This window comes from Gluconobacter oxydans DSM 3504 (assembly GCF_000583855.1).
In the GTDB taxonomy this organism is placed as follows: Bacteria; Pseudomonadota; Alphaproteobacteria; order Acetobacterales; family Acetobacteraceae; genus Gluconobacter; species Gluconobacter oxydans.
Window position 1 is genome coordinate 1,334,330 of record NZ_CP004373.1, and the last position, 17,984, is coordinate 1,352,313.

Below are 17,984 nucleotides of genomic sequence, written 5' to 3' on the forward strand. Positions count from 1 at the left end.
GCCGGGCATGCGGCAGGATCCCGGAAGGTCCGGATCCGGTGACGGCTTCAGTGTTCGGTCAGATGATCGGGCAGGTGCGTGCGGTTCTGAAGCCACATGACGCCCAGAAGGTCACGGATTCCCACGAGGGCCCGGTTGAAATTCGTATATTTCGAGCTGCCGTGCAGTCGCGCCCGGTGCTGGACCTCGATGCAGATCAGCGGTGCGCCGTAATGCCCCAGCAGGGCAGGCAGGAAACGATGGACGCCTTCGAACTGCGGGATCTTTAAGAAGAGGTCGCGGGAGAACAGCTTGAGCGGTGCGCCGGTATCGGGGCAGCCGTCGTTCAGAAGGCGGCGACGCAGGCCGTTGGCAAGGCGTGTGGCGATCCGGCGGGACAGGCGGTCATTGCGCTTGCGCCGTACGCCGACAACGAGGGGGGCTGTGCCCGGAGCCGATGTCGCCTGGTCCAGCATTTTCAGGATGGCGGACGGGTCGTCCTGACCATCGCCATCAATGGTGGCGATCCACTGACCTTTCGCAGCTGTAATGCCGGTGCGGAGTGCTGCGGATTTTCCGAGCCGCTTTGGATGGCTGATGATGCGCAGGCGGGGCAGGAGCGTCTGCCGGGCTTCCAGAAGTTTTTTGACGGTGGCGTCGGTGCTGCCGTCATCGATCGCAAGGATTTCTACGGAAGGGTCGGCGCCGAAGGTGTCCGCCAGTTCCTGACAGACCGGCAGAATGTTTTCCGCCTCGTTCAGAACGGCCATGACGACGGAGAGCCTTGTGGGCTGTCCGTCGTCATGGGAGGAACCTTGCACCGTGGAGGTGGGCATCGGATCAGGCAGCGGAGCGCCGAAGGGCTTCCGGCAGGCTGTCGATGCCCTTGTCGATCAGGGTTGCGGCGATGTCGGGGCTCTCCGTCAGACGGGTCGACACGACGTCGCGGGCTGCGGCAACGGCGATCTGGGCAGCGCGATCCTGGATCTCACGGATGGCCGAACGTTCGGCTGCGTGAATGCGATCCTGCGCCATCTTTTCATAACGGGCTGCGGCGGCTTCGGCATCCTTGCGGGCGCGTTCTGCCAGACCGGCGGCCTCGGCTTCGGAGCGTGCAAGCATGGCCTGTGTTTCGGCCAAGGTCTTTTCACGCTCGCGGGTGGCATCTTCCAGCATCTGCTCGGCTTCGCGACGCAGACGGGCAGCTTCGTCGAGATCGTGGCGGACGCTGTCGGCGCGCGCATCCAGGTGGCCGGTGATGGCGACCCAGAGCTTGCGCCCGAAAATGACGAAGAACAGGACGAAGGCGAGGGCGGTCCAGAACCGGGGATCGTGGAACATCTTCGTCTCCTTAGGCGCTGACGCGTTTGACGGCGCTGGCGACAGTCTGTTCGTCCTGCGTGCCGATCAGACGCGAAACCAGATCCTGGGTGGTGCTGGTGGCGATCTCGGACAGGCTGGACAGGGCCTGTTCACGGGACTGGGTGATTCGGGTCTCGGCGCTGGCGATCTCGGCTTCGAGGCGCTTGGCCGTTTCCGCAGCGTGAGCTTCCGCGTTGGCGCGGGCTTCGCTCTGGATCCGCTCCACATGGGCGCGGGCCTGCTCGGCTGCTTCATGACGGGCGCTGAGGAGTTCCGCGCTGGCGCGGTCGGCTTCAGCCTTGGCCTTGCGGGCAACATCCAGATCGTTCTGGATCCGGGTCCGACGGTTGGTCAGCACCCGTTCGACACGCGGCAGTGCGAAGCGGCTCAGGGCGAGATAGAAGCCGCCGAAGATGACGGCTCCCCAGACGACCTGTCCGATCAGCAGCGGATCGTGGAAGTTCAGCTGTGGCATGCCCGCAGCCACGGCACGGCCCGGCACGGCCGCAAGCGGAGCGGCGAACAGGAAGAGGCGTGGCGTACGGTACATGTTCGACCTCAGGCGAACAGGATCAGGAAGGCGATCAGCAGGGCGAACAGCGCGACGGCTTCCGTCAGCGCGAAGCCCAGCATGCCGATGCCGAAGACATGCGGACGCGAGGCCGGGTTGCGGGCAACCGAGCTGATCAGCGTCGAGAAGATGTTGCCGAGACCCATGCCGACACCGGCGAGGGCGAAAACGGCAATACCGGCACCGAGGTCACGGGCGGCCTGGGCGATGCTGATGCCGAATTCGTGAGCGGCTTGAACGTCCATTGTCAGGTTCCTTGTTGGGTCGATTAAAGGGTTAGTGCGAAGCTGGTGTGGCTCAGTGAGCGACGGCCTCACGCAGATAGATGCAGGTGAGGATGGCGAACACATAGGCCTGCAGCACACCCACCAGCAGTTCGAGGGCCGTCAGCGCGATGTTGATCGCGATCGGGGCGATGGCCAGCACATGGCCGAATGCGCCCAGACCGGCGAGCATGATCGTGAAGCCGGCAAACACTTCCAGAAGCACGTGACCCGCCACCATGTTGGCGAAAAGTCGGATCGACAGGCTGACCGGACGCGAAAGGAAAGAGATGATCTCGATCGGCACCAGCAGCGGAGCAAGCCAGACAGGCGTTCCAGCGGGCAGGAAGTGCTTGAGGAAGCCGACACCCTGAAAACGGATGGAGGCAAGGATCGAGATGATGAACACCATGATGGCCAGGCCGAAAGTCACGGCGATATGGCTGGTGTACGTGAAGGAGAAGGGCAGCAGGCCGAGATAGTTGCCGGCCAGGATGAAGAAGAAGATCGCGAAGACGAACGGGAAGAACGTTGCGCCGTTTTCACCGATCGTGCTGACGGCGAGGTCATGGACGAAATCGTAGCTGATTTCGGCGGCGGCCTGAAGGCGGCCCGGCACGACGGCGGCGGGGCGCATCCCGACATACAGGAAGACCAGAACGACGGCAGCGGCGATCAGCATGAACAGTGGCGACTGCGAGAACCGCAGGGCTTCTCCCAGATGTCCAAGAACCGGATGGAGCTCGAACTGTCCGAGCGCGTCAATCGTCGATCCGGCTGCCACGCTGGCTTCTCCCGTCATCTTTCGGTCCGGACACCATGTCCGAATCCTTCAAAACCCGCCAGACATTCAACATGCCGGCACCACATCCTGCCAGGGCGAAAACGGACAGGAACAGAGCCCTGTACCCGAACCAGTGACCCAGCGCGTAGCCTATGGCTACACCGACCGCGAGCCCGGCCACAAGGTCCGTTCCCACGCGGATCGCCAGTCCAAGGGATGACATGGAACTGTCACCATTGCCCTCGTCGGTTACGGCGAATTCCCCTGAGCGGGGATCGAGCTTCTGACGGGCACGCCTCAGGCGTTCGTCGAAGTTTCCGTCGTCACCGGCAGGGGCGTGTCCCATGAGGTCTGATCCCTTACCCTGTACGCATCCTTTTTACCCGGTCGTTTAACCGGATTCCTTCTCAGCGCAGGCGCTAGCTACCGGCGAGTCCGTTGACTGTCAATGTATTCTGCTCGCCGGAGCCATCGAAACCTGTTTTCGCCCTAGCTGACCAGTTTCAGGCGGCGCCCGCGGTCCTTCCATTCCGGGCTTTCGCCGGAGCCGCGTCCGAAGGGCAGCATGGGGGCTGGATCTTCCGAACTGGGTTCGACGCGGGGGGCGTCCGGCATGTGCTCGCCCAGATAGGCTTCCGACAGGGTGCGGAAGGCATAATCGAGCATGGAGGTCGCGTAAGCCGTGGACGGATCGCCCTCAACAGTGCCTGCGGGTCCGAACCGCGTATAGGCGAATCGTTCCACAAAGGCCTCCAGCGGAGCGCCATATTGCAAGCCGATGCTGACGGCGTGGCCGAGGCAGTCCATCAGGCCGCGGGCCATTGGGCTCTCGCGGGGCGGGGTGAGGCTGATCTCGCCGAGCGTGCCGTCCTCGAACTCGCTGGTGCGCATGAAAAGACTGTGACCGCCCACGGCCGCGCGCTGGGTGAACCCGGTCTGGCGCATGGGGAGCGGGCGGCGCACGCCACGGGCCAGCTTGGCCTGAAGGTCGGCCAGATCGGGTTCCGGCACCGCCGGCAGGAAGTCCACGACGTTCTTCACGGCGGCGTGCATGGCCGCCTGAGCCTGCGGACGAACGGGCGGCAGCGGGGTCTCGCCAGCCAGTGCAAGCGCCAGGGCGGATTCGGGCGTCAGGCCACGGCAAGCCAGCCGGGCCAGCGTGGACGCACGCAGATGTCCATCTTCGCGCAGGGGCGAGAAGGCCGGGGCGAGGCCGCAGGTTTCGACGCCCAGCAGGCCTTCGGTCGGGGCCGGGGAGGAAAATCCGGTTTCGATCGGGCAGAAATGCCGTCCCTCTTCGGCAGCACAGACAGAGGATGCGAGGGTTCGCAGCCCTGACAGGGGCGATTCCGGAATGGAAGGCGGGGGCAGCTTCGTTCCGGCGCGGGCTACGGTGGTGGTGAGCGCGGCCATGGCGCAGGCGGCATTGCGGGCGTCGTCACTGTCATAGTCGAGACCGAGTGCTGCCAGGCAGGCATCGAGATCGGTCAGGAGAACGAGTCCTGCGGCTTCGTCTTCCGGTTTCGCGGGGAGATCGAACAGGGGCAGCTCACCTGTGCGTTCGATCCGGGTCGCGGCGTGAAGGCGTCGCAGGGCGTCGCAGGCCAGACGGAGGCAGGCGACGAAATGCTCGGCGGCGAATCCGGTCTCCTGCACGAAGCTGGACAGGCGGATGGTGAAGCCAGGCGTCTGGTCGGGCTGGCACTGCCACAGCGCGGTATTGGGCGCCATCTGCTGCATCAGCAGAAGATAGGACAGGCTCCGGCCCGGCGACGGCGTGTTGGCCGGGGTGCCGGGGAGGGGCGGGCACGCATCGATCGTGTCCACCCAGCGGGCTGCCTCCGCGGCAAGTCTGACCGGCCCACCGTTCAGGGTGATCTGGGCGAGGGCCTGCGCGGCCTCGTCATCCCAGGCGGCAGGAAGGGTGACTGAGCGCAGGGCGCTGTCGTCGGGGTCGGTCATGACCTGAAGCGTCCTCATGCGAACGCCGGTCCAGTGAAGGCGAGCTGTCATGCTGCGAATCTACGCCCTGCGCCCGTGGGCCCGTAAGCCGGAAAAGGGTCTCCGGAAGGCCGCTAATGGGCGGGAACATGGGGATATGGGGGATAACATTTTCCCAGGGCCTGCCGAGGGACGATTTCTGCGGGAGGATTGGACGCGCGAAGCGGAGTCGGGTAGTGCTGGAAGGATGATTTTCACGAGGGTATCGTCATGAGCGCTGTCACGGTCCGTCATGACCGGCTGGAGCTTCTGGCCGGGTTCGCTGTCCTTGCCTGCCTTGCGGGTCTTCTGGTCGCGGCAATGGTCGGGCACCATCAGAGCGATGACGGGGGCTACCCTGTCCATGCGTCCTTCAGCCAGATCGACGGCCTGACGGTCGGTTCCGATGTGCGGCTTGCTGGCATTACGGTGGGGCATGTGACCGGCGCCGTGGTCGATCCTAAGAGTTTTCAGGCTCAGGTGACGTTTACGCTCGCGCCCGATGTGAAGCTGCCGACGGATTCTGCTGCGATTGTGACGTCTGACAGTCTGCTGGGCGGGAAGTATATCGCGCTGTCTCCGGGGGGAGCGGATTCGGTGGTGAAGCCGGGCGGTGTCATGACCGAGACGCAGGGCTCCATCAGTCTGGAACAGCTTCTGAGCAAGTTCATTTTCTCCGTGACGGATTCGCTCCAGAAGAGCCAGAAGGCCGCTGCGGGAAAGCCGGCGGCGGGCAGTCTGGCGGATGAGCCCTGAGTCATGACGGATGCGCAGAAAAATGCGTTTCTGTGGGTCGACCACGAGGGCAATCCCGTGTCCTGTGTGGAGAAGGTCCAGATCCTGCGGGAAAACGATGCCGAGCTGCGTCAGGCCCTTCAGGATGCATTTGATGACGGGGTTCTGATGGGGGTTGCGCCTCAGGCGATGCTGCAGACGTTTCAGGCCATGCTGTCCGATCTGAAGAGCCCGCTCCAGGGTGGGGCTCAGGAGAAAGAGTCATGATGAAACTCTGGTCGGACCGGGTTCTGCCATGCGGGGCTGCCGGAATGATTCTGCTGGCCGGGATTTCAGGCGCGCGGGCCGCGACAGGTGTGGCGCCTCCGGCGATGTATCCGGCTGCAACCTGGCAGGGACAGTCGCAGGCCGTGGTGCGTGTGCTGGACAGGCTGGACGCCCATCTGGAGCTTCTTACGATTCCCGTGGGCGGGAGCGCGACCTATCACGGTCTTTCCGTGGGTGTTGAAGCCTGTGTCAGCCGGCCGCAGACGCTGGCGTCGGATGCCGGAGCCCTGCTGCATCTGAAGGACAGCAGCGATCCGCAGCGGCCGCCTTTTGATGGCTGGATGCTGGCTCAGGAGCCTTCTGTCGCAACTTATGGCAGCCCTTTGTACGATGTGCGCGTTGTTTCCTGTGCGGGAGCGCCGACGGCACCTCAGGCGGGGCCTCTGCCTGTGGTGAAGGCACCCGTGCTCGCCAGTGCGGAGGTTCCGGTGGAAGAGGGGGGCGATGCTCCGGCATCCCAGCCCGGTTCTGCCTCAGGCGGTCCTGTACCGCTTGCTCCGGATAGTCATAATCCCATTCCGCTCGCGCCTCCCAGCGGTGCGGCGCCGTCCCTTGCTCCGGCCATGCCAGCGCAGTCTTCGGGGCAGCCCCTGTCACCTCCCGAGGCTGATCCCGGCCTCGAATAAAGGTGGGATGGGGCGGAATGACCCAGAAACAGGAAGAAATGACAGCTTCATGATTCAGGTTCCCTTTCCCCCGTCCCGGGCAGCCCTGCTGCTTGATTTCGATGGAACGCTTGTCGATATCGCGCCTACTCCGGAAAGTGTCCGGGTGCCGGAAGGGCTCGCGGCGGATCTGCTGCGTCTTCGGGATATGCTCGATGGCGCGCTTGCGATCATTACCGGCCGGCCCATTGCTCAGATCGATCATTTCCTGCCCGATATCCCCCATGCTGTGGCCGGCGAGCATGGCGTGATGATGCGCCACGCGCCCGGCCAGGCATTACGGGAGCGGGAACTGCCCGTTGTGCCCGACGAATGGGTGCAGGCTGTTGAAAAGGCTGCGGCAGATCATCCCGGCGCCAGTGTTGAACACAAAAAAGCTGGAATGGTGCTGCATTACCGTCGTGCGCCCGAAGCGGAATCCGCTTTTCGGGAGCTGGCGTCGGCCTGGCCGGTGGAAAACCGGGGGTTTCACCTTCAGGATGCCCAGATGGCCATCGAACTCCGGCCACTGGGGATCGACAAGGGCAAGGCGCTGCGGGAACTGATGGCGGAGCCGCCTTTTGCCGGGCGGCTTCCGGTTTTTGCCGGTGATGACGTCACGGACCGCGACGGGGTGAGGGCTGCGCGCCAGATGGGGGGCGCAGGCTGGCTCATTCCCGATGATTTTCCAGATGCGGCCACGTTCCGGCGCTGGCTGCATGATCTGTCGGAGGGACACGGATGGGGCGCCTGATCATTGTTTCCAACCGGACGCCTGCCCCCGGGGAGCGTACGCAGCCTGCCGGGGGGCTGACGGTTGGTCTGTATGATGCGGTACAGACGCAGGAGACCCTGTGGTTCGGGTGGTCGGGCCATCAGCATGCGGATGCGGCCGACCGGCCGGTCCAGAGCGAGCAGGTGGGGAACGTCAATTACGTGACGTTCGACCTGACGCAGAGGCAGTATGACCGGTTCTATCTGAACTTTTCCAACGGCGTCCTGTGGCCCCTGTGCCATTACCGGACCAACCTGATCCGCTACACCCGTGAGGACTGCGACGCCTATTATGAGGCGAACGAGGTCTTCGCGGATCGTCTGGTCGGGCTTCTGGAGCCGGATGATACGGTCTGGATCCATGACTATCACCTGTTTCCGCTGGGCAAGATGCTGCGGGACCGGGGGGTTACGGGGCGGATCGGGTTCTTCCTGCATATTCCGTTCCCGCCCTGGAGCGTGGCGCGTCTGCTGCCCAGGCTCGACATGCTGCTGAGCGGCCTGGCGGCCTGTGACCTGATCGGGGTGCAGACGCCTGAGGACGCGACCAATCTCAAAGGATGTTTCGAGGTCTATGGCCTGAAAGCAGCGGTCGAGGCCGTGCCGATCGGGATCGATCCCGTCAGCTTCCGTCAGCAGGCGATCGAAAGCGCTTCCTCCGACGAGGTGGTGAAGATCATGGATACGCTGGAGGGGACGCGCCTGATCATGGGGGTGGACCGGCTGGATTATTCCAAGGGTCTGCCCGAGCGGATGAAGGGCTTCGAGGCTCTGCTGAAGAACTATCCCGAGCATCGCGGGCAGGTGACGTTCCTTCAGGTTACTCCGGTGTCACGGGGGGGCGTGGAGAGCTATCGCCTGCTCAAGGAAGAGCTGGACGGGCTGGTCGGGACGATCAACGGCGCCTATGGCACGCCGGACTGGGTGCCGATCCGGTACACGACCTGGCCGATCGGGCGGCATATTCTCGCCGGGCTTTACCGGATGGCGGATGTGGGGTTTGTCACGCCGCTGCGGGATGGCATGAACCTTGTGGCCAAGGAGTTCATCGCGGCGCAGGACGAGGACGATCCTGGCGTGCTGGTGCTGTCGCGGTTTGCGGGGGCGGCTCCGGAAATGCCCGAGGCGCTTCTGATCAATCCGCTGGATGCGGAAGGGATGGCCGATGCGCTTCATATCGGCCTGACCATGGACGTGCACGCCCGTCATGCGGCATGGTCCGCGATGTATGACGAGGTTTCCCGCAATACGGCGGGGAGCTGGTCCAAGCAGTTTCTTGATAGCCTGGAGGCGATCCGTCCGTGCCACTGAACAGAACATACCGCCCCGTTTCAACGTCTGCGCTGGGTGGTCTGTATGTTCTGGCGGGGCTGGTGGCGCTCGGGGTCGTCTGGTTTGCTGAACACTGGCTGAAGCTTGCGCCCTGCGAGTTGTGCCTGTGGGAGCGGCGTCCGTGGTGGGTGCTGATCGGGCTTGGGATTGTCACGATCGTGCTGCCGAAGCGCTATGCCCGGTACGGGATTTTCTTCGGGCTTCTGTGCCTGATGACCAGTATCGGGCTGGCGGTTCTGCATGCGGGCGTGGAGCACAAGTTCTGGCCCAGCCCGGCACCCGAATGCAGGGCGCCGGTCTTTCACGGGGGCAACTTCAAGGACTGGATGTCGGCGATGCCCGCACGGCCGAACAAGCCGTGTGATTCGCCGGATTACCTGTTCGGTCTGCCCGTCTCCATGACGGAGCTGGGCGGTCTGTATGCGGTTGTGGTGTTCGTGGTGGCTCTGGTCGGGAGCTTCCGCATGGGCCGCTCCCGACGCTGAGAGGCCGTATCAGAGGCGCGTGCCGCGTCCGCGCCCGAAGACAAGGCTGATGATCAGCAGCACCAGGAAGATGAAGAAAAGGATCTTGCCGATATAGGCAAAATCTGCCGAAATTCCGCCAAAGCCCAGCACCGCAGCACATAAGGCGAGGATAAGGAAGGCAATGGTCCAGCGTAGCAGGTCCATGGGACTGTCTCCTTTGTCAGTAGCGCCCTCTGAGGGAGAGGCGGGGTGTGAGAAGGCTGAACGGCGGCGGAGTGAACAGGTTCATTTTCGCAACGTCCGTTTTATTCGGGGGCTGAGTCTGGGAAGCCCCTTTTCGATATTTCCATGGGTCGGATGCCTGTGTTCGGCCATCCTGCCTGCCGGAGGACCATCATGACCCTGTTCCGCTCCCTGTATCATCAGGGGTTCGCCCGGATCGCCGCCTGCACGCTGCCGGTGACGCTTGCCGATCCGCTGAAGAATGGTGAGCGGGTTCTGGGGGTTCTGCGCGACTGTGACCGGCAGGGTGTGGCGGCGGTGGTGTTTCCGGAGCTGGGGCTGACGGGCTACACGCTGGATGATCTGCGGTTTCAGGACGTGGTGCTCGACGGGGCGGTCGAGGCGCTCCGGCGGGTGGTCGCGGGGTCTCGGGATCTGCTGTCCGTCGTGGTTGTGGGGCTGCCGCTGGTGCGGGGGGGCCTGCTCTATAACTGTGCGGCGGTGGTGCATTGCGGGCGCGTGCTGGGTGTGGTGCCGAAATCGCATCTGCCGCGTTACCGGGAATTCTACGAGCCACGGTATTTTACGTCTGGGCTTCAGACATCCGGGACGATCCGCCTGTTTGGCGAAGACGTGCCGTTCGGGGCGGATCTGCTGTTCCAGGCCGAGGATATGCGCGGGCTGACGCTGGGCGTGGAGATCTGTGAAGATCTGTGGGTCGCGTCTCCGCCGAGCGGGAAGCTGGCGGAAGCGGGGGCGACCGTCATTCTCAATCCGTCGGCGTCTCCGGTCACGATCGGGCGGACGGATGACCGGTCGCTTCTGTGTCAGGCGCAGTCCATGCGGACGCTGACAGCCTATGCCTATGCGGCGGCGGGTGAAGGGGAGTCCACGACCGATCTGGCCTGGGACGGGCAGGTCTCGATCCATGAGGCCGGGCGGCTTCTGGCGCAATCGGACCGTTTTCCGCAGGGCGAGCGGCTGGTGGTGGCGGATGTGGATCTGGATCTGCTGCGGCAGGAGCGGATGCGGACGGGCCAGTTCGGGCAGCCGGGCCAAGCGTTCCGGACCGTCGGGTTCACGCTTGCTCCGCCCATGACGGATCTGGGGCTGAAACGGGAGGTCGTGCGGTTTCCGTTCGTGCCGTCCGATGCGCGGACGCTGGCGCGGGACTGCTATGAAGGCTGGACCATTCAGGTCAGCGCCCTGCGCCGGCGGTTGCTGGCGAGCGGGGCGCAGCGAGCCGTGATCGGGGTTTCAGGCGGTCTGGACAGCACGCTGGCGCTGCTTGTGGCGGTGCGGGCGGCGGATGAGCTTGGCTGGCCGCGAACGCATGTCCTTGCCTACACGATGCCCGGTTTTGCGACGGGAACGGAGAGCCGCTCGCTGGCCCATGCGCTCATGGAGGCGCTCGGCGTTGAAGTGAACGAGCTGGATATCCGGCCGACGGCGCAGACGATGCTGGCGGGGATCGGTCATCCTTTTGCCGAAGGGCAGCCTGTTCATGACATTACGTTCGAGAATGTGCAGGCGGGTCTGCGGACGGATTTCCTGTTCCGGATCGCCAATTACCGCAATGGAATCGTCATCGGGACAGGGGATCTGTCGGAACTGGCGTTGGGCTGGTGCACCTATGGGGTGGGGGACCAGATGTCCCATTACAACGTCAATGCCGGGATGCCGAAGACGCTGATCCAGCATGTCATCCGCTGGCTGGCGCGGGATGGAAAACTGGGTGACGGTGTAGTGGGTGCGGTTCTGGAGCGGATCGTCAATGCGGAGATCACGCCGGAGCTGGTGCCCGATACCGGACAGGGCGTTCAGAGCACGGAACAGACGATCGGACCCTACCCGCTTCAGGATTTCACACTTTATCATATTCTGCGTCACGGCTTCAGGCCGTCGCGGATCGCGTTTCTGGCGGAGGTGGCCTGGAGCGATGCGTCCCGCGGAACATGGCCCGAGCATTATCCACAGGACCGGAAGATTGCCTACAACCTGGGCGAGATCCGGCATTGGCTGGAAGTGTTTCTGCGGCGGTTTTTCGGGACGAGCCAGTTCAAACGCTCCGCCATGCCCAATGGTCCGAAGCTGGTTTCCGGCGGCTCTCTTTCGCCGCGCGGAGACTGGCGGGCGCCGTCTGATGGCACGGCAACGGCATGGCTTGCGGAACTTTGTGATAATGTGCCTGAAACGAACACACATCCGTGAAGTTTTGGTGTGCAGGAGTGTGGGGGGTTTTGTCTGCCCGCATCCGTGCCAATATGTTGGAAACCCGTCACCACATAGGAACATGACTCGTCATGGCTTACGCTACGATCAACCCTTATACCGGTGAGACGCTCAAGACCTTCCCGGAAGCAACCGACCAGGAAGTCCAGACCGCGCTGACCGAAGCCTATGATGCGTTCAAGAGCTGGCGCCACACGCCGTTCGCCGAGCGCGCAAAGATTATGACGGCAGCGGCGAACATCCTTCGCCGTGATATCGACAAGTATTCCAAGCTTCTGACGCTCGAGATGGGCAAGATCTATGCCGAAGCCAAGGCAGAGACGATCCTGTCCGCCGAGATTTTCGAATATTACGCCAAGAATGCTGAAGAGCTGCTGAAAGCCGAGAAGCTGCCGGTTGCGGATCCGAAGGAAGGCGAGGCCGTCCTGATCCATCAGCCGCAGGGCATCGTGTTCGCGATCGAGCCGTGGAACTTCCCGTTCTACCAGATCGCCCGCATTATCGCGCCGCAGCTTTCCGCCGGTAACACGGTCATTCTCAAGCACGCCTCCAACGTGCCGCAGTGTGCTGCCGCGTTCGATGACCTGATGAAGGAAGCCGGTCTGCCGAAGGGTGGATTCCGCAACCTGTATGCCGCCCGTCATCACACCGAGACGATCCTCAAGGACCCGCGCGTCTGTGGCGTGGCCCTGACGGGTTCGGAAGGTGCGGGCGCTGTTGTGGCCGGGATTGCGGCACAGGCGCTGAAAAAGTCCACGATGGAGCTCGGTGGTTCCGATGCGTTCCTCGTTCTGGACGATGCGGATCTGGAAAAGACCGCGAAGTGGGCTGCTTTCGGCCGTCACTGGAATGCCGGTCAGGTCTGCGTGTCTGCAAAGCGTCTGATCGTGGCGGATGCCGTGTATGACCGCTTTGTCGAGCTGTACAAGGCTGAAGTCGCCAAGCTGATTCCGGGTGATCCGATGGACCCGAAGACCACGCTGGCTCCGCTCTCCTCGCAGAAGGCTGCTGATGATCTGAAGGCTCAGGTCGAGGAAGCCAAGAAGCATGGTGCCGTTGTTGAGGCCATTGGCCCGTCCGTGCCGGAGAAGGGCGCCTTCTTCCAGCCGCTGCTGATGACCAACCTGCACGAGAACAATGAAGCTCGTCTGTGGGAGTTCTTCGGTCCGGTGACGCAGCTCTATCGCGCCAAGGACGATGCGGACGCCATCCGTATCGCCAATGACTCGCCGTTTGGTCTGGGTGGTTCGGTCTTCACGAAGGACACCCAGCGTGGCGTGAAGGTTGCCGAGCAGATCTATACGGGCATGGTCTATATCAACCATCCGACGATGGTGAAGGCTGATCTGCCGTTCGGTGGCGTGGCCCGTTCGGGTTATGGCCGTGAGCTGATCGGTCTGGGCATCAAGGAATTCGTCAATCACAAGCTGATCGACGTTGTTGATATCGACGCACCGTTCTGATTGAGGCGTATCGGGCTTCTTCGTGAAGTCCGGTTCGATCTTCCAGATCATGAAAAACCCGCTTCCGGATCTGTCCGAGAGCGGGTTTTTTCTTGGGCGGTCTGGGAAAAGGGTCTCAGCTTTTCCGGGGGGTGGCCCGTTCGGCGCTAAGGCGGATCCAGGGGTGTCTGACCTGAACGAACGCCACGACCCGGGCCTTGTGGGCCTCCTTTTCGGTCGAGGCGTTCGTCATGGATGTCTCATGCTGGCGGTAATCGGCCAGGATCTGCGGGACGTGGTGGCCGGGAAGGCCGCGTTCCGCCAGTGAGCACCACAGATCGAAGTCCTCCCAGCCCATTGCTTCACGTGAAACATAATAGCCACCCACCGCAGCCCAGGCCCATTTGGTGACCATGGCCATGGCGTCGATCCTGTTGCCGGAGACGAGGGAAAGCGGATTGAACGGCAGGTCTCCCAGAAGCTCTGGCGTACCTGGCTGGTGATGGGTGTCTGCGCTCATATCCATCAGCACAGGGCCGTGCTCGTTGAAGCAGGCGATGAGCGGATAGGCGTAGGCTGTGCCGTCACTCATGGAGCCCAGAAGCGTTTCGCAGGCTTCGGGGCGCAGGATGTTGTCGGCATCCAGTTGCATGACATGCACGGTCTCGGCCGCGTCCATTCCGATGTTGCGCGCGCCTCCCAGACCCGCATTGGCGATGGACTGGCGCAGAATTAGGCGGTTGAAGCGGTCGCAGTGCCGCTCCATCCAGGTGCGGGCCAGAGCGACCGAGCCATCCGATGACCCGTCATCAACGACGATCAGATCCAGGACGGGAAGGGTCTGCGCCGCAACAGATTCCAGTGCGTCCAGAAGATGTGTTTCGTAATTATAGGACGTGATAACGACAGTGACGGGAGCTTCGCCCAGTGCGTCGTGATGGAAAAGGGTACGGCTGGGCGGGATGACGGGCACGGGAGGTGGAGTGAGACGGTCTCTGGCAAGGCGCGTTTCCCCTGCAAGGGCTGCAGCTTCGTCACCGCACATGGACGTCAGGACGAGCTTCATGCGCCGGGCCTGCGCCTGCGGGCCGAAGGGCCACAGGACGGAATGATAGGCGTCCCGTGCCATGCGAACGCGGCGTTCCGGGTTGTCGATCAGTTCGATCAGGGCGTCGTACCAGTCTGTCGGGCTGTCAGCCAGAAAACCGGTTTCGCCGTGGCGGATAACGCGCTGGAACGGCCCGGTAGGGGAAGCGATCGTTACCGCGCCCGACAATGCAGCTTCGAAGAACTTGATCTCGCTTTTGGCTTCACAGAAGACGTTTCCTGTCTCCAGCGGCGCGATGGAGATGTCGAACCGCGCGAACTCGTCCTGCAGTTCCTCGAGGGGGACCATGTCCCGCCACTCGATCTGGTCCTGCACGGGGATCAGGCTGGGAAATTCTTCCATCAGCAGGACCGGGCGATGCGTGACGGGTTCGCGGAACAGGACGAGGCGCGCTTCGGGACGCTGGCGCAGGACTTCCGCGATGGTGGGGCAGACGGGGGCGAAGTCCCGCTGATGGGTCCGGGAGCCTGTGGCGTAACCGATGCGAACCAGATCGTCACCGGCGCTGACGCGGCCTGGCTCTCCACGCATGCGAAGTGCCATGCGCGCCCGTTTTAGGGTGGATATGTCATAGACGTTCGGAAGCAGGTGAACGACGGGGCGCAGGCTGTGCATGGCAAAGACCAGCTCGGCCGTGGTCGTCGATCCCTGATCGCAGCGCAGGAAGGTGCGGCGCATTTCCGAGAAGCAGCGCTCGATACGCTCTTCCGTGGCGCCAATCGAACGGATGCCGTCGATCATGTCCACGCGAGCATAATGGGGAACGAAGACAATATCGTCCGCATCGAAGACGGTAATGACGTTTTCCGCTTCGGCCAGATCGAAGATTGTACTGACATGGCCACTGTATTCGACCCGCCAGAACACCATGACATCCGCCCAGTGGATATCGTCATACCCGACCGCAGCGCAGGGCTGGACCCTGGCTTCAAAGCCGGCCTCCCGGGCCGCCGCGGCATTGCGGTAGCAGCGGTACAGAACGCCAGGCGTGTCGGGCTCTCCCGCAACGAACAGCACACGGCGTACGGAGAAAGGCGTGGGATTTGATGCCGGTTCTGGCTCCGGTTCGGGAGCCGGGACCAGAGCGGCCTCGGGGCTGCTCTCCTCCGTGTCGGGTTCTTCCTGAACCGGGAGGACGGAGTGGGATGGATGGGGGCGGAGAATGCGTTTGAGGCGTCGTGCCGCCCGGAACCAGAGCGGAGGTGTCGGAAGCGGATCAGGAACGGGGTCTTCAGGTGGTAGAGACACGACCGTCGGCGGAGCGGGTGGCTCTGTCTGTTCGGGCAGCGGGGGCTCGGGGGGCAATGGCGCATTTCTGGCGGAAAGCATCCGCAGAGAGACCCGGAGTTCCTGGATGGTCTGCGTTTTTTCAAGCGATGCCTGCTGTATCGCCTGCGTCTGGGATATCAGAAGACGGGTTTTCCGACTGTCATCTAGAAGCAGTCGGATGTTGCGTCGGAGGCCGAGGCTTTCCGCGGTTTCGGACATCAGGACACGCAGAAAGGGTGAATCGCCTGCATTCGTCAGGGCGCTTTCCGGGGCCAGGGTAACGGAGCCTGTGGGGTGATCCGGCCCGAACTGGAGAACAGGTAATGAAGAAGGGCTCTGGGGCGCCTCTTCCGTAATCTGGCACAGCAGGGGAAGAGCGGTCCCATCGTTCCGGGATGTCTGGGAGACGATCCGGATGTCCCTGTCCGGCAGGTGTGTTTCCAGCATTGCACGGAGAGCGTGACGAATCTGGGCATAGACGCGGGGTGAACATTCAATCCGGGCAGAGGAAAGGCCTTTTTCCCCGGTCAGGATCATTGTCAGCCAGACAGTCAAGAAAAGGTGATCCTGCAGATCGGGAGGAGTATCGGCCTCTGACCTTTCCGATGCCAGCAGGAGTGCCAGACATGCCAGGTGATGGTCCGCCCCCGGAAGGGGCAGTGAAGGGGGGATGGAGAAATTCACGAGTGGGCCTGTCGGGATCTAAGTGTCTGTGAAGGATAGATTGTTTCAGAAAAGGCGCAGGCGGGTCGGGGCTGGCTTGACGCAGTAGTGGTAATATTTATTTCTTGTGAAATTAACATTGACGGAACTTTTTTGATATAAAAGGATTTGACTGAAGAGCTGGATCCCCCGCTCTTTCCCGTTTCCATATAATGAAAACGGAAAATTCTTTGTCGGCATGGCTGTTCCAATCTCCAAATGATGGATCTTGATTCCTTGTATCGTGTCCGAAGTGGATTGCTTTTGATAATCTGGCTCTGATATATGCAAGACTCGTCGCTCGATCATTTGGGTGGTCCGAGGGCCGCCGGTGCGAGGCAACCTTTTTAGGAGTGCATGGTAATGGCTAACATTACTACAGTAGTTGGCGCCTCCGGCCAGACCTTTGCGGTCACGGTCAGTGGTGGGCAGACCCAGCTGCTGGCGCAGCAGTATCAGACTGCTGTTTCCACCCTCCACGCGAGTGGTGGGCTTGATTCTTACGATCTGGTTCCGGGCAGTAATGGCGCTACGGGTACTACGACGGGTCAGGGCCTGATCAGCCAGGGTGGTGATTACACCGTTTCTGGCGGTACCACGCAGTATATTGCTGTTGGCAGCTATTCCACGACCGGCGAAGACTCCCTGAATTCTGCTGTCAGCCTGGATCTCTCCGGCAGCACGGTCAAGAACGTCAGCGTTCTTGCCGGTGACTTCGCCGGTGTGTCCGTGACGGCCGGTAACCAGGATGGCACGTTCATTGGCGGCGTTGGCAACAACACGTTCAATGGCGCCAATTCCACCGGGAACTGGACCATCGCCACGGGTGACGGCAACGACACCGTGACGGGCACCAATGGTAACGACACCATCAGCACGGGTGAAGGCAACAACCTCATCAAGCTGGGAACCGGCACGAATGTTGTCCGTTCCGAAGGTCAGGACACCATCGACGGCACGACCGGTACCGATACGGTCACGCTGCTCGGCGGCAGCTCCGTGGTCACGCTGGGTGCCAACGCAACGGTTTACGACACGACGTCGCACAACACCGTTTCGGGTGGCAACAACAGCTTCATCACGGGCGGCAGCTCCAGCACCTACTTCTCGACCGGCAACCTCAGCACGGTCTCGGGTGGTCTGAACGACACGATCTCGGCTTCCGCCGATATCTGGCAGATCCGTGGTACGGCCAACTCGATCACTGCTTCGGGAGCCCTGACGTTCCTGAACGGTACGGGTGCAACGACCGTTTCCGCCGGTACGTCCACGCTGTTCGGTGCTTCGGGTCTTGACCTGATGCTGGTCGGTGGCTCTGCAAGCTCCGCCAACCTGTTCGTTGGTGGCGATGGCAGCGAGACCGTTTCGGCTGCTTCTTCCAACGGCACGCTGCATGCTTTCGCAGGCACGGGCGACGAGACCATCATCGGTGGTTCCGCTGCTGATACGCTGGTTGGCGGTTCGGGCGCGGCTACCCTTACGGGTGGTTCGGGCGCGGCAAACCTGTTCGCTCTGAACAAGGGTTCTGCTGGCGGTGACTACACGATCACCGACTTCGGCAGCGCAGCCGGTAACCTGATGGCTCTGTACCAGTACGGCCTTCAGAACAACGACGGTCTGGCAAGTGTTCTATCGAACGCTACGGTTGCTGGTGGTAACACCACGATCGAACTGTCCGACAACTCCAAGATCACGTTCGTTGGTATCACCGACCTGAACGCGTCTAACTTCACCCTGAGCTAATGACGGCATCTGTCTTCTGACAGACTGGCATTGTTCAGGAAGGCCGGA

At 62.4% G+C, this 17,984-nt stretch carries 18 protein-coding genes; 9 read left to right on the forward strand and 9 right to left on the reverse strand.

Features of this window, described 5'->3' with window-relative positions; all coding sequences use genetic code 11:
- Positions 1-47: 47 nt before the first annotated feature.
- The 7 genes from GLS_RS05960 to GLS_RS05990 all read right to left on the reverse strand — a co-directional run bounded on the left by GLS_RS05960 (position 48) and on the right by GLS_RS05990 (position 4,972).
- A complete protein-coding gene (locus GLS_RS05960; RefSeq protein WP_011252669.1) occupies positions 48-815 on the reverse strand; it encodes a glycosyltransferase family 2 protein in 768 nt (255 codons plus the stop codon).
- Between the two features lie 4 nt (positions 816-819).
- Positions 820-1,320 (reverse strand): F0F1 ATP synthase subunit B family protein, encoded by a 501-nt coding sequence (locus tag GLS_RS05965; protein ID WP_041111564.1) that lies wholly within the window; start codon positions 1,318-1,320, stop codon positions 820-822.
- Positions 1,321-1,330: 10 nt separating this feature from the next.
- Positions 1,331-1,891, reverse strand: a complete 561-nt coding sequence (locus GLS_RS05970; protein WP_011252671.1) for a F0F1 ATP synthase subunit B family protein — start codon at positions 1,889-1,891, stop codon at positions 1,331-1,333.
- 8 nt (positions 1,892-1,899) lie between these two features.
- Positions 1,900-2,127, reverse strand: a complete 228-nt coding sequence (locus GLS_RS05975; RefSeq protein WP_024717170.1) for an ATP synthase subunit C family protein — start codon at positions 2,125-2,127, stop codon at positions 1,900-1,902.
- 82 nt (positions 2,128-2,209) lie between these two features.
- The gene (locus GLS_RS05980) at positions 2,210-2,959 is read right to left on the reverse strand and encodes a F0F1 ATP synthase subunit A (protein WP_011252673.1); all 750 of its coding nucleotides are present in this window, start codon (positions 2,957-2,959) and stop codon (positions 2,210-2,212) included.
- Positions 2,937-3,305, reverse strand: a complete 369-nt coding sequence (locus tag GLS_RS05985) for an AtpZ/AtpI family protein (protein ID WP_024717171.1) — start codon at positions 3,303-3,305, stop codon at positions 2,937-2,939. Before GLS_RS05985 ends, GLS_RS05980 begins: the two co-directional genes overlap by 23 nt.
- Before the next feature lie 143 nt (positions 3,306-3,448).
- Positions 3,449-4,972 (reverse strand): TSCPD domain-containing protein, encoded by a 1,524-nt coding sequence (locus tag GLS_RS05990; protein ID WP_041111565.1) that lies wholly within the window; start codon positions 4,970-4,972, stop codon positions 3,449-3,451.
- A 198-nt stretch (positions 4,973-5,170) separates the two neighbouring features.
- Here GLS_RS05990 and mlaD point away from each other — a divergent pair, with 198 nt between their 5' ends.
- The 6 genes from mlaD to GLS_RS06025 are packed head-to-tail and all read left to right on the forward strand — an operon-like array spanning position 5,171 to position 9,236.
- A complete protein-coding gene (mlaD, locus tag GLS_RS06000) occupies positions 5,171-5,695 on the forward strand; it encodes an outer membrane lipid asymmetry maintenance protein MlaD (RefSeq protein WP_011252675.1) in 525 nt (174 codons plus the stop codon).
- Between the two features lie 3 nt (positions 5,696-5,698).
- Positions 5,699-5,941 carry a hypothetical protein gene (locus GLS_RS06005; protein ID WP_011252676.1) on the forward strand — a complete coding sequence of 81 codons (243 nt, stop codon included), beginning with the start codon at positions 5,699-5,701 and terminating at the stop codon, positions 5,939-5,941.
- Entirely contained in the window at positions 5,938-6,627 is a 690-nt protein-coding gene (locus GLS_RS06010; protein WP_052327495.1) for a DUF2155 domain-containing protein, read from the forward strand. The genes GLS_RS06005 and GLS_RS06010 overlap by 4 nt, the downstream gene beginning before the upstream one ends.
- 49 nt (positions 6,628-6,676) lie before the next feature.
- The gene (otsB, locus tag GLS_RS06015; RefSeq protein ID WP_041111567.1) at positions 6,677-7,399 is read left to right on the forward strand and encodes a trehalose-phosphatase; all 723 of its coding nucleotides are present in this window, start codon (positions 6,677-6,679) and stop codon (positions 7,397-7,399) included.
- Positions 7,387-8,730 carry an alpha,alpha-trehalose-phosphate synthase (UDP-forming) gene (locus tag GLS_RS06020; protein ID WP_041111568.1) on the forward strand — a complete coding sequence of 448 codons (1,344 nt, stop codon included), beginning with the start codon at positions 7,387-7,389 and terminating at the stop codon, positions 8,728-8,730. The genes otsB and GLS_RS06020 overlap by 13 nt, the downstream gene beginning before the upstream one ends.
- Entirely contained in the window at positions 8,721-9,236 is a 516-nt protein-coding gene (locus GLS_RS06025) for a disulfide bond formation protein B (protein ID WP_011252680.1), read from the forward strand. Before GLS_RS06020 ends, GLS_RS06025 begins: the two co-directional genes overlap by 10 nt.
- Before the next feature lie 9 nt (positions 9,237-9,245).
- On the opposite strand, the gene GLS_RS13095 is transcribed toward GLS_RS06025, so the two are convergent.
- Positions 9,246-9,422 carry a DUF1328 domain-containing protein gene (locus GLS_RS13095; protein WP_024717175.1) on the reverse strand — a complete coding sequence of 59 codons (177 nt, stop codon included), beginning with the start codon at positions 9,420-9,422 and terminating at the stop codon, positions 9,246-9,248.
- 192 nt (positions 9,423-9,614) lie between these two features.
- Here GLS_RS13095 and GLS_RS06035 point away from each other — a divergent pair, with 192 nt between their 5' ends.
- Positions 9,615-11,651: an NAD(+) synthase gene (locus GLS_RS06035; RefSeq protein ID WP_041111569.1), complete on the forward strand. Its 2,037-nt coding sequence runs from the start codon at positions 9,615-9,617 to the stop codon at positions 11,649-11,651.
- Between the two features lie 92 nt (positions 11,652-11,743).
- Positions 11,744-13,135, forward strand: coding sequence for an NAD-dependent succinate-semialdehyde dehydrogenase (locus GLS_RS06040; protein WP_011252682.1), 1,392 nt, complete (start codon positions 11,744-11,746; stop codon positions 13,133-13,135).
- 115 nt (positions 13,136-13,250) lie between these two features.
- Here the strand turns inward: GLS_RS06040 and GLS_RS06045 are convergent, their stop codons facing one another.
- Positions 13,251-16,046 carry a glycosyltransferase gene (locus tag GLS_RS06045; RefSeq protein ID WP_226986653.1) on the reverse strand — a complete coding sequence of 932 codons (2,796 nt, stop codon included), beginning with the start codon at positions 16,044-16,046 and terminating at the stop codon, positions 13,251-13,253.
- Between the two features lie 510 nt (positions 16,047-16,556).
- On the opposite strand from GLS_RS06045, the gene GLS_RS06050 reads away from it, so the two are divergent.
- Positions 16,557-17,936, forward strand: coding sequence for a beta strand repeat-containing protein (locus GLS_RS06050; protein ID WP_041111570.1), 1,380 nt, complete (start codon positions 16,557-16,559; stop codon positions 17,934-17,936).
- Positions 17,937-17,984: the final 48 nt, after the last annotated feature.

Bases quoted from the DNA above. Each gene is read 5' to 3' on its own strand.
- GLS_RS06005 (WP_011252676.1), top strand. From the start codon at position 5,699: ATGACGGATGCGCAGAAAAATGCGTTTCTGTGGGTCGACCACGAGGGC.
- GLS_RS06040 (WP_011252682.1), top strand. From the start codon at position 11,744: ATGGCTTACGCTACGATCAACCCTTATACCGGTGAGACGCTCAAGACC.
- GLS_RS06020 (WP_041111568.1), top strand. From the start codon at position 7,387: ATGGGGCGCCTGATCATTGTTTCCAACCGGACGCCTGCCCCCGGGGAG.
- GLS_RS05990 (WP_041111565.1), bottom strand. From the start codon at position 4,972: ATGACAGCTCGCCTTCACTGGACCGGCGTTCGCATGAGGACGCTTCAG.
- GLS_RS06035 (WP_041111569.1), top strand. From the start codon at position 9,615: ATGACCCTGTTCCGCTCCCTGTATCATCAGGGGTTCGCCCGGATCGCC.
- GLS_RS06050 (WP_041111570.1), top strand. From the start codon at position 16,557: ATGGCTAACATTACTACAGTAGTTGGCGCCTCCGGCCAGACCTTTGCG.
- GLS_RS05965 (WP_041111564.1), bottom strand. From the start codon at position 1,320: ATGTTCCACGATCCCCGGTTCTGGACCGCCCTCGCCTTCGTCCTGTTC.
- GLS_RS06010 (WP_052327495.1), top strand. From the start codon at position 5,938: ATGATGAAACTCTGGTCGGACCGGGTTCTGCCATGCGGGGCTGCCGGA.
- otsB (WP_041111567.1), top strand. From the start codon at position 6,677: ATGATTCAGGTTCCCTTTCCCCCGTCCCGGGCAGCCCTGCTGCTTGAT.
- GLS_RS05985 (WP_024717171.1), bottom strand. From the start codon at position 3,305: ATGGGACACGCCCCTGCCGGTGACGACGGAAACTTCGACGAACGCCTG.
- GLS_RS05970 (WP_011252671.1), bottom strand. From the start codon at position 1,891: ATGTACCGTACGCCACGCCTCTTCCTGTTCGCCGCTCCGCTTGCGGCC.
- GLS_RS05960 (WP_011252669.1), bottom strand. From the start codon at position 815: ATGCCCACCTCCACGGTGCAAGGTTCCTCCCATGACGACGGACAGCCC.
- mlaD (WP_011252675.1), top strand. From the start codon at position 5,171: ATGAGCGCTGTCACGGTCCGTCATGACCGGCTGGAGCTTCTGGCCGGG.
- GLS_RS13095 (WP_024717175.1), bottom strand. From the start codon at position 9,422: ATGGACCTGCTACGCTGGACCATTGCCTTCCTTATCCTCGCCTTATGT.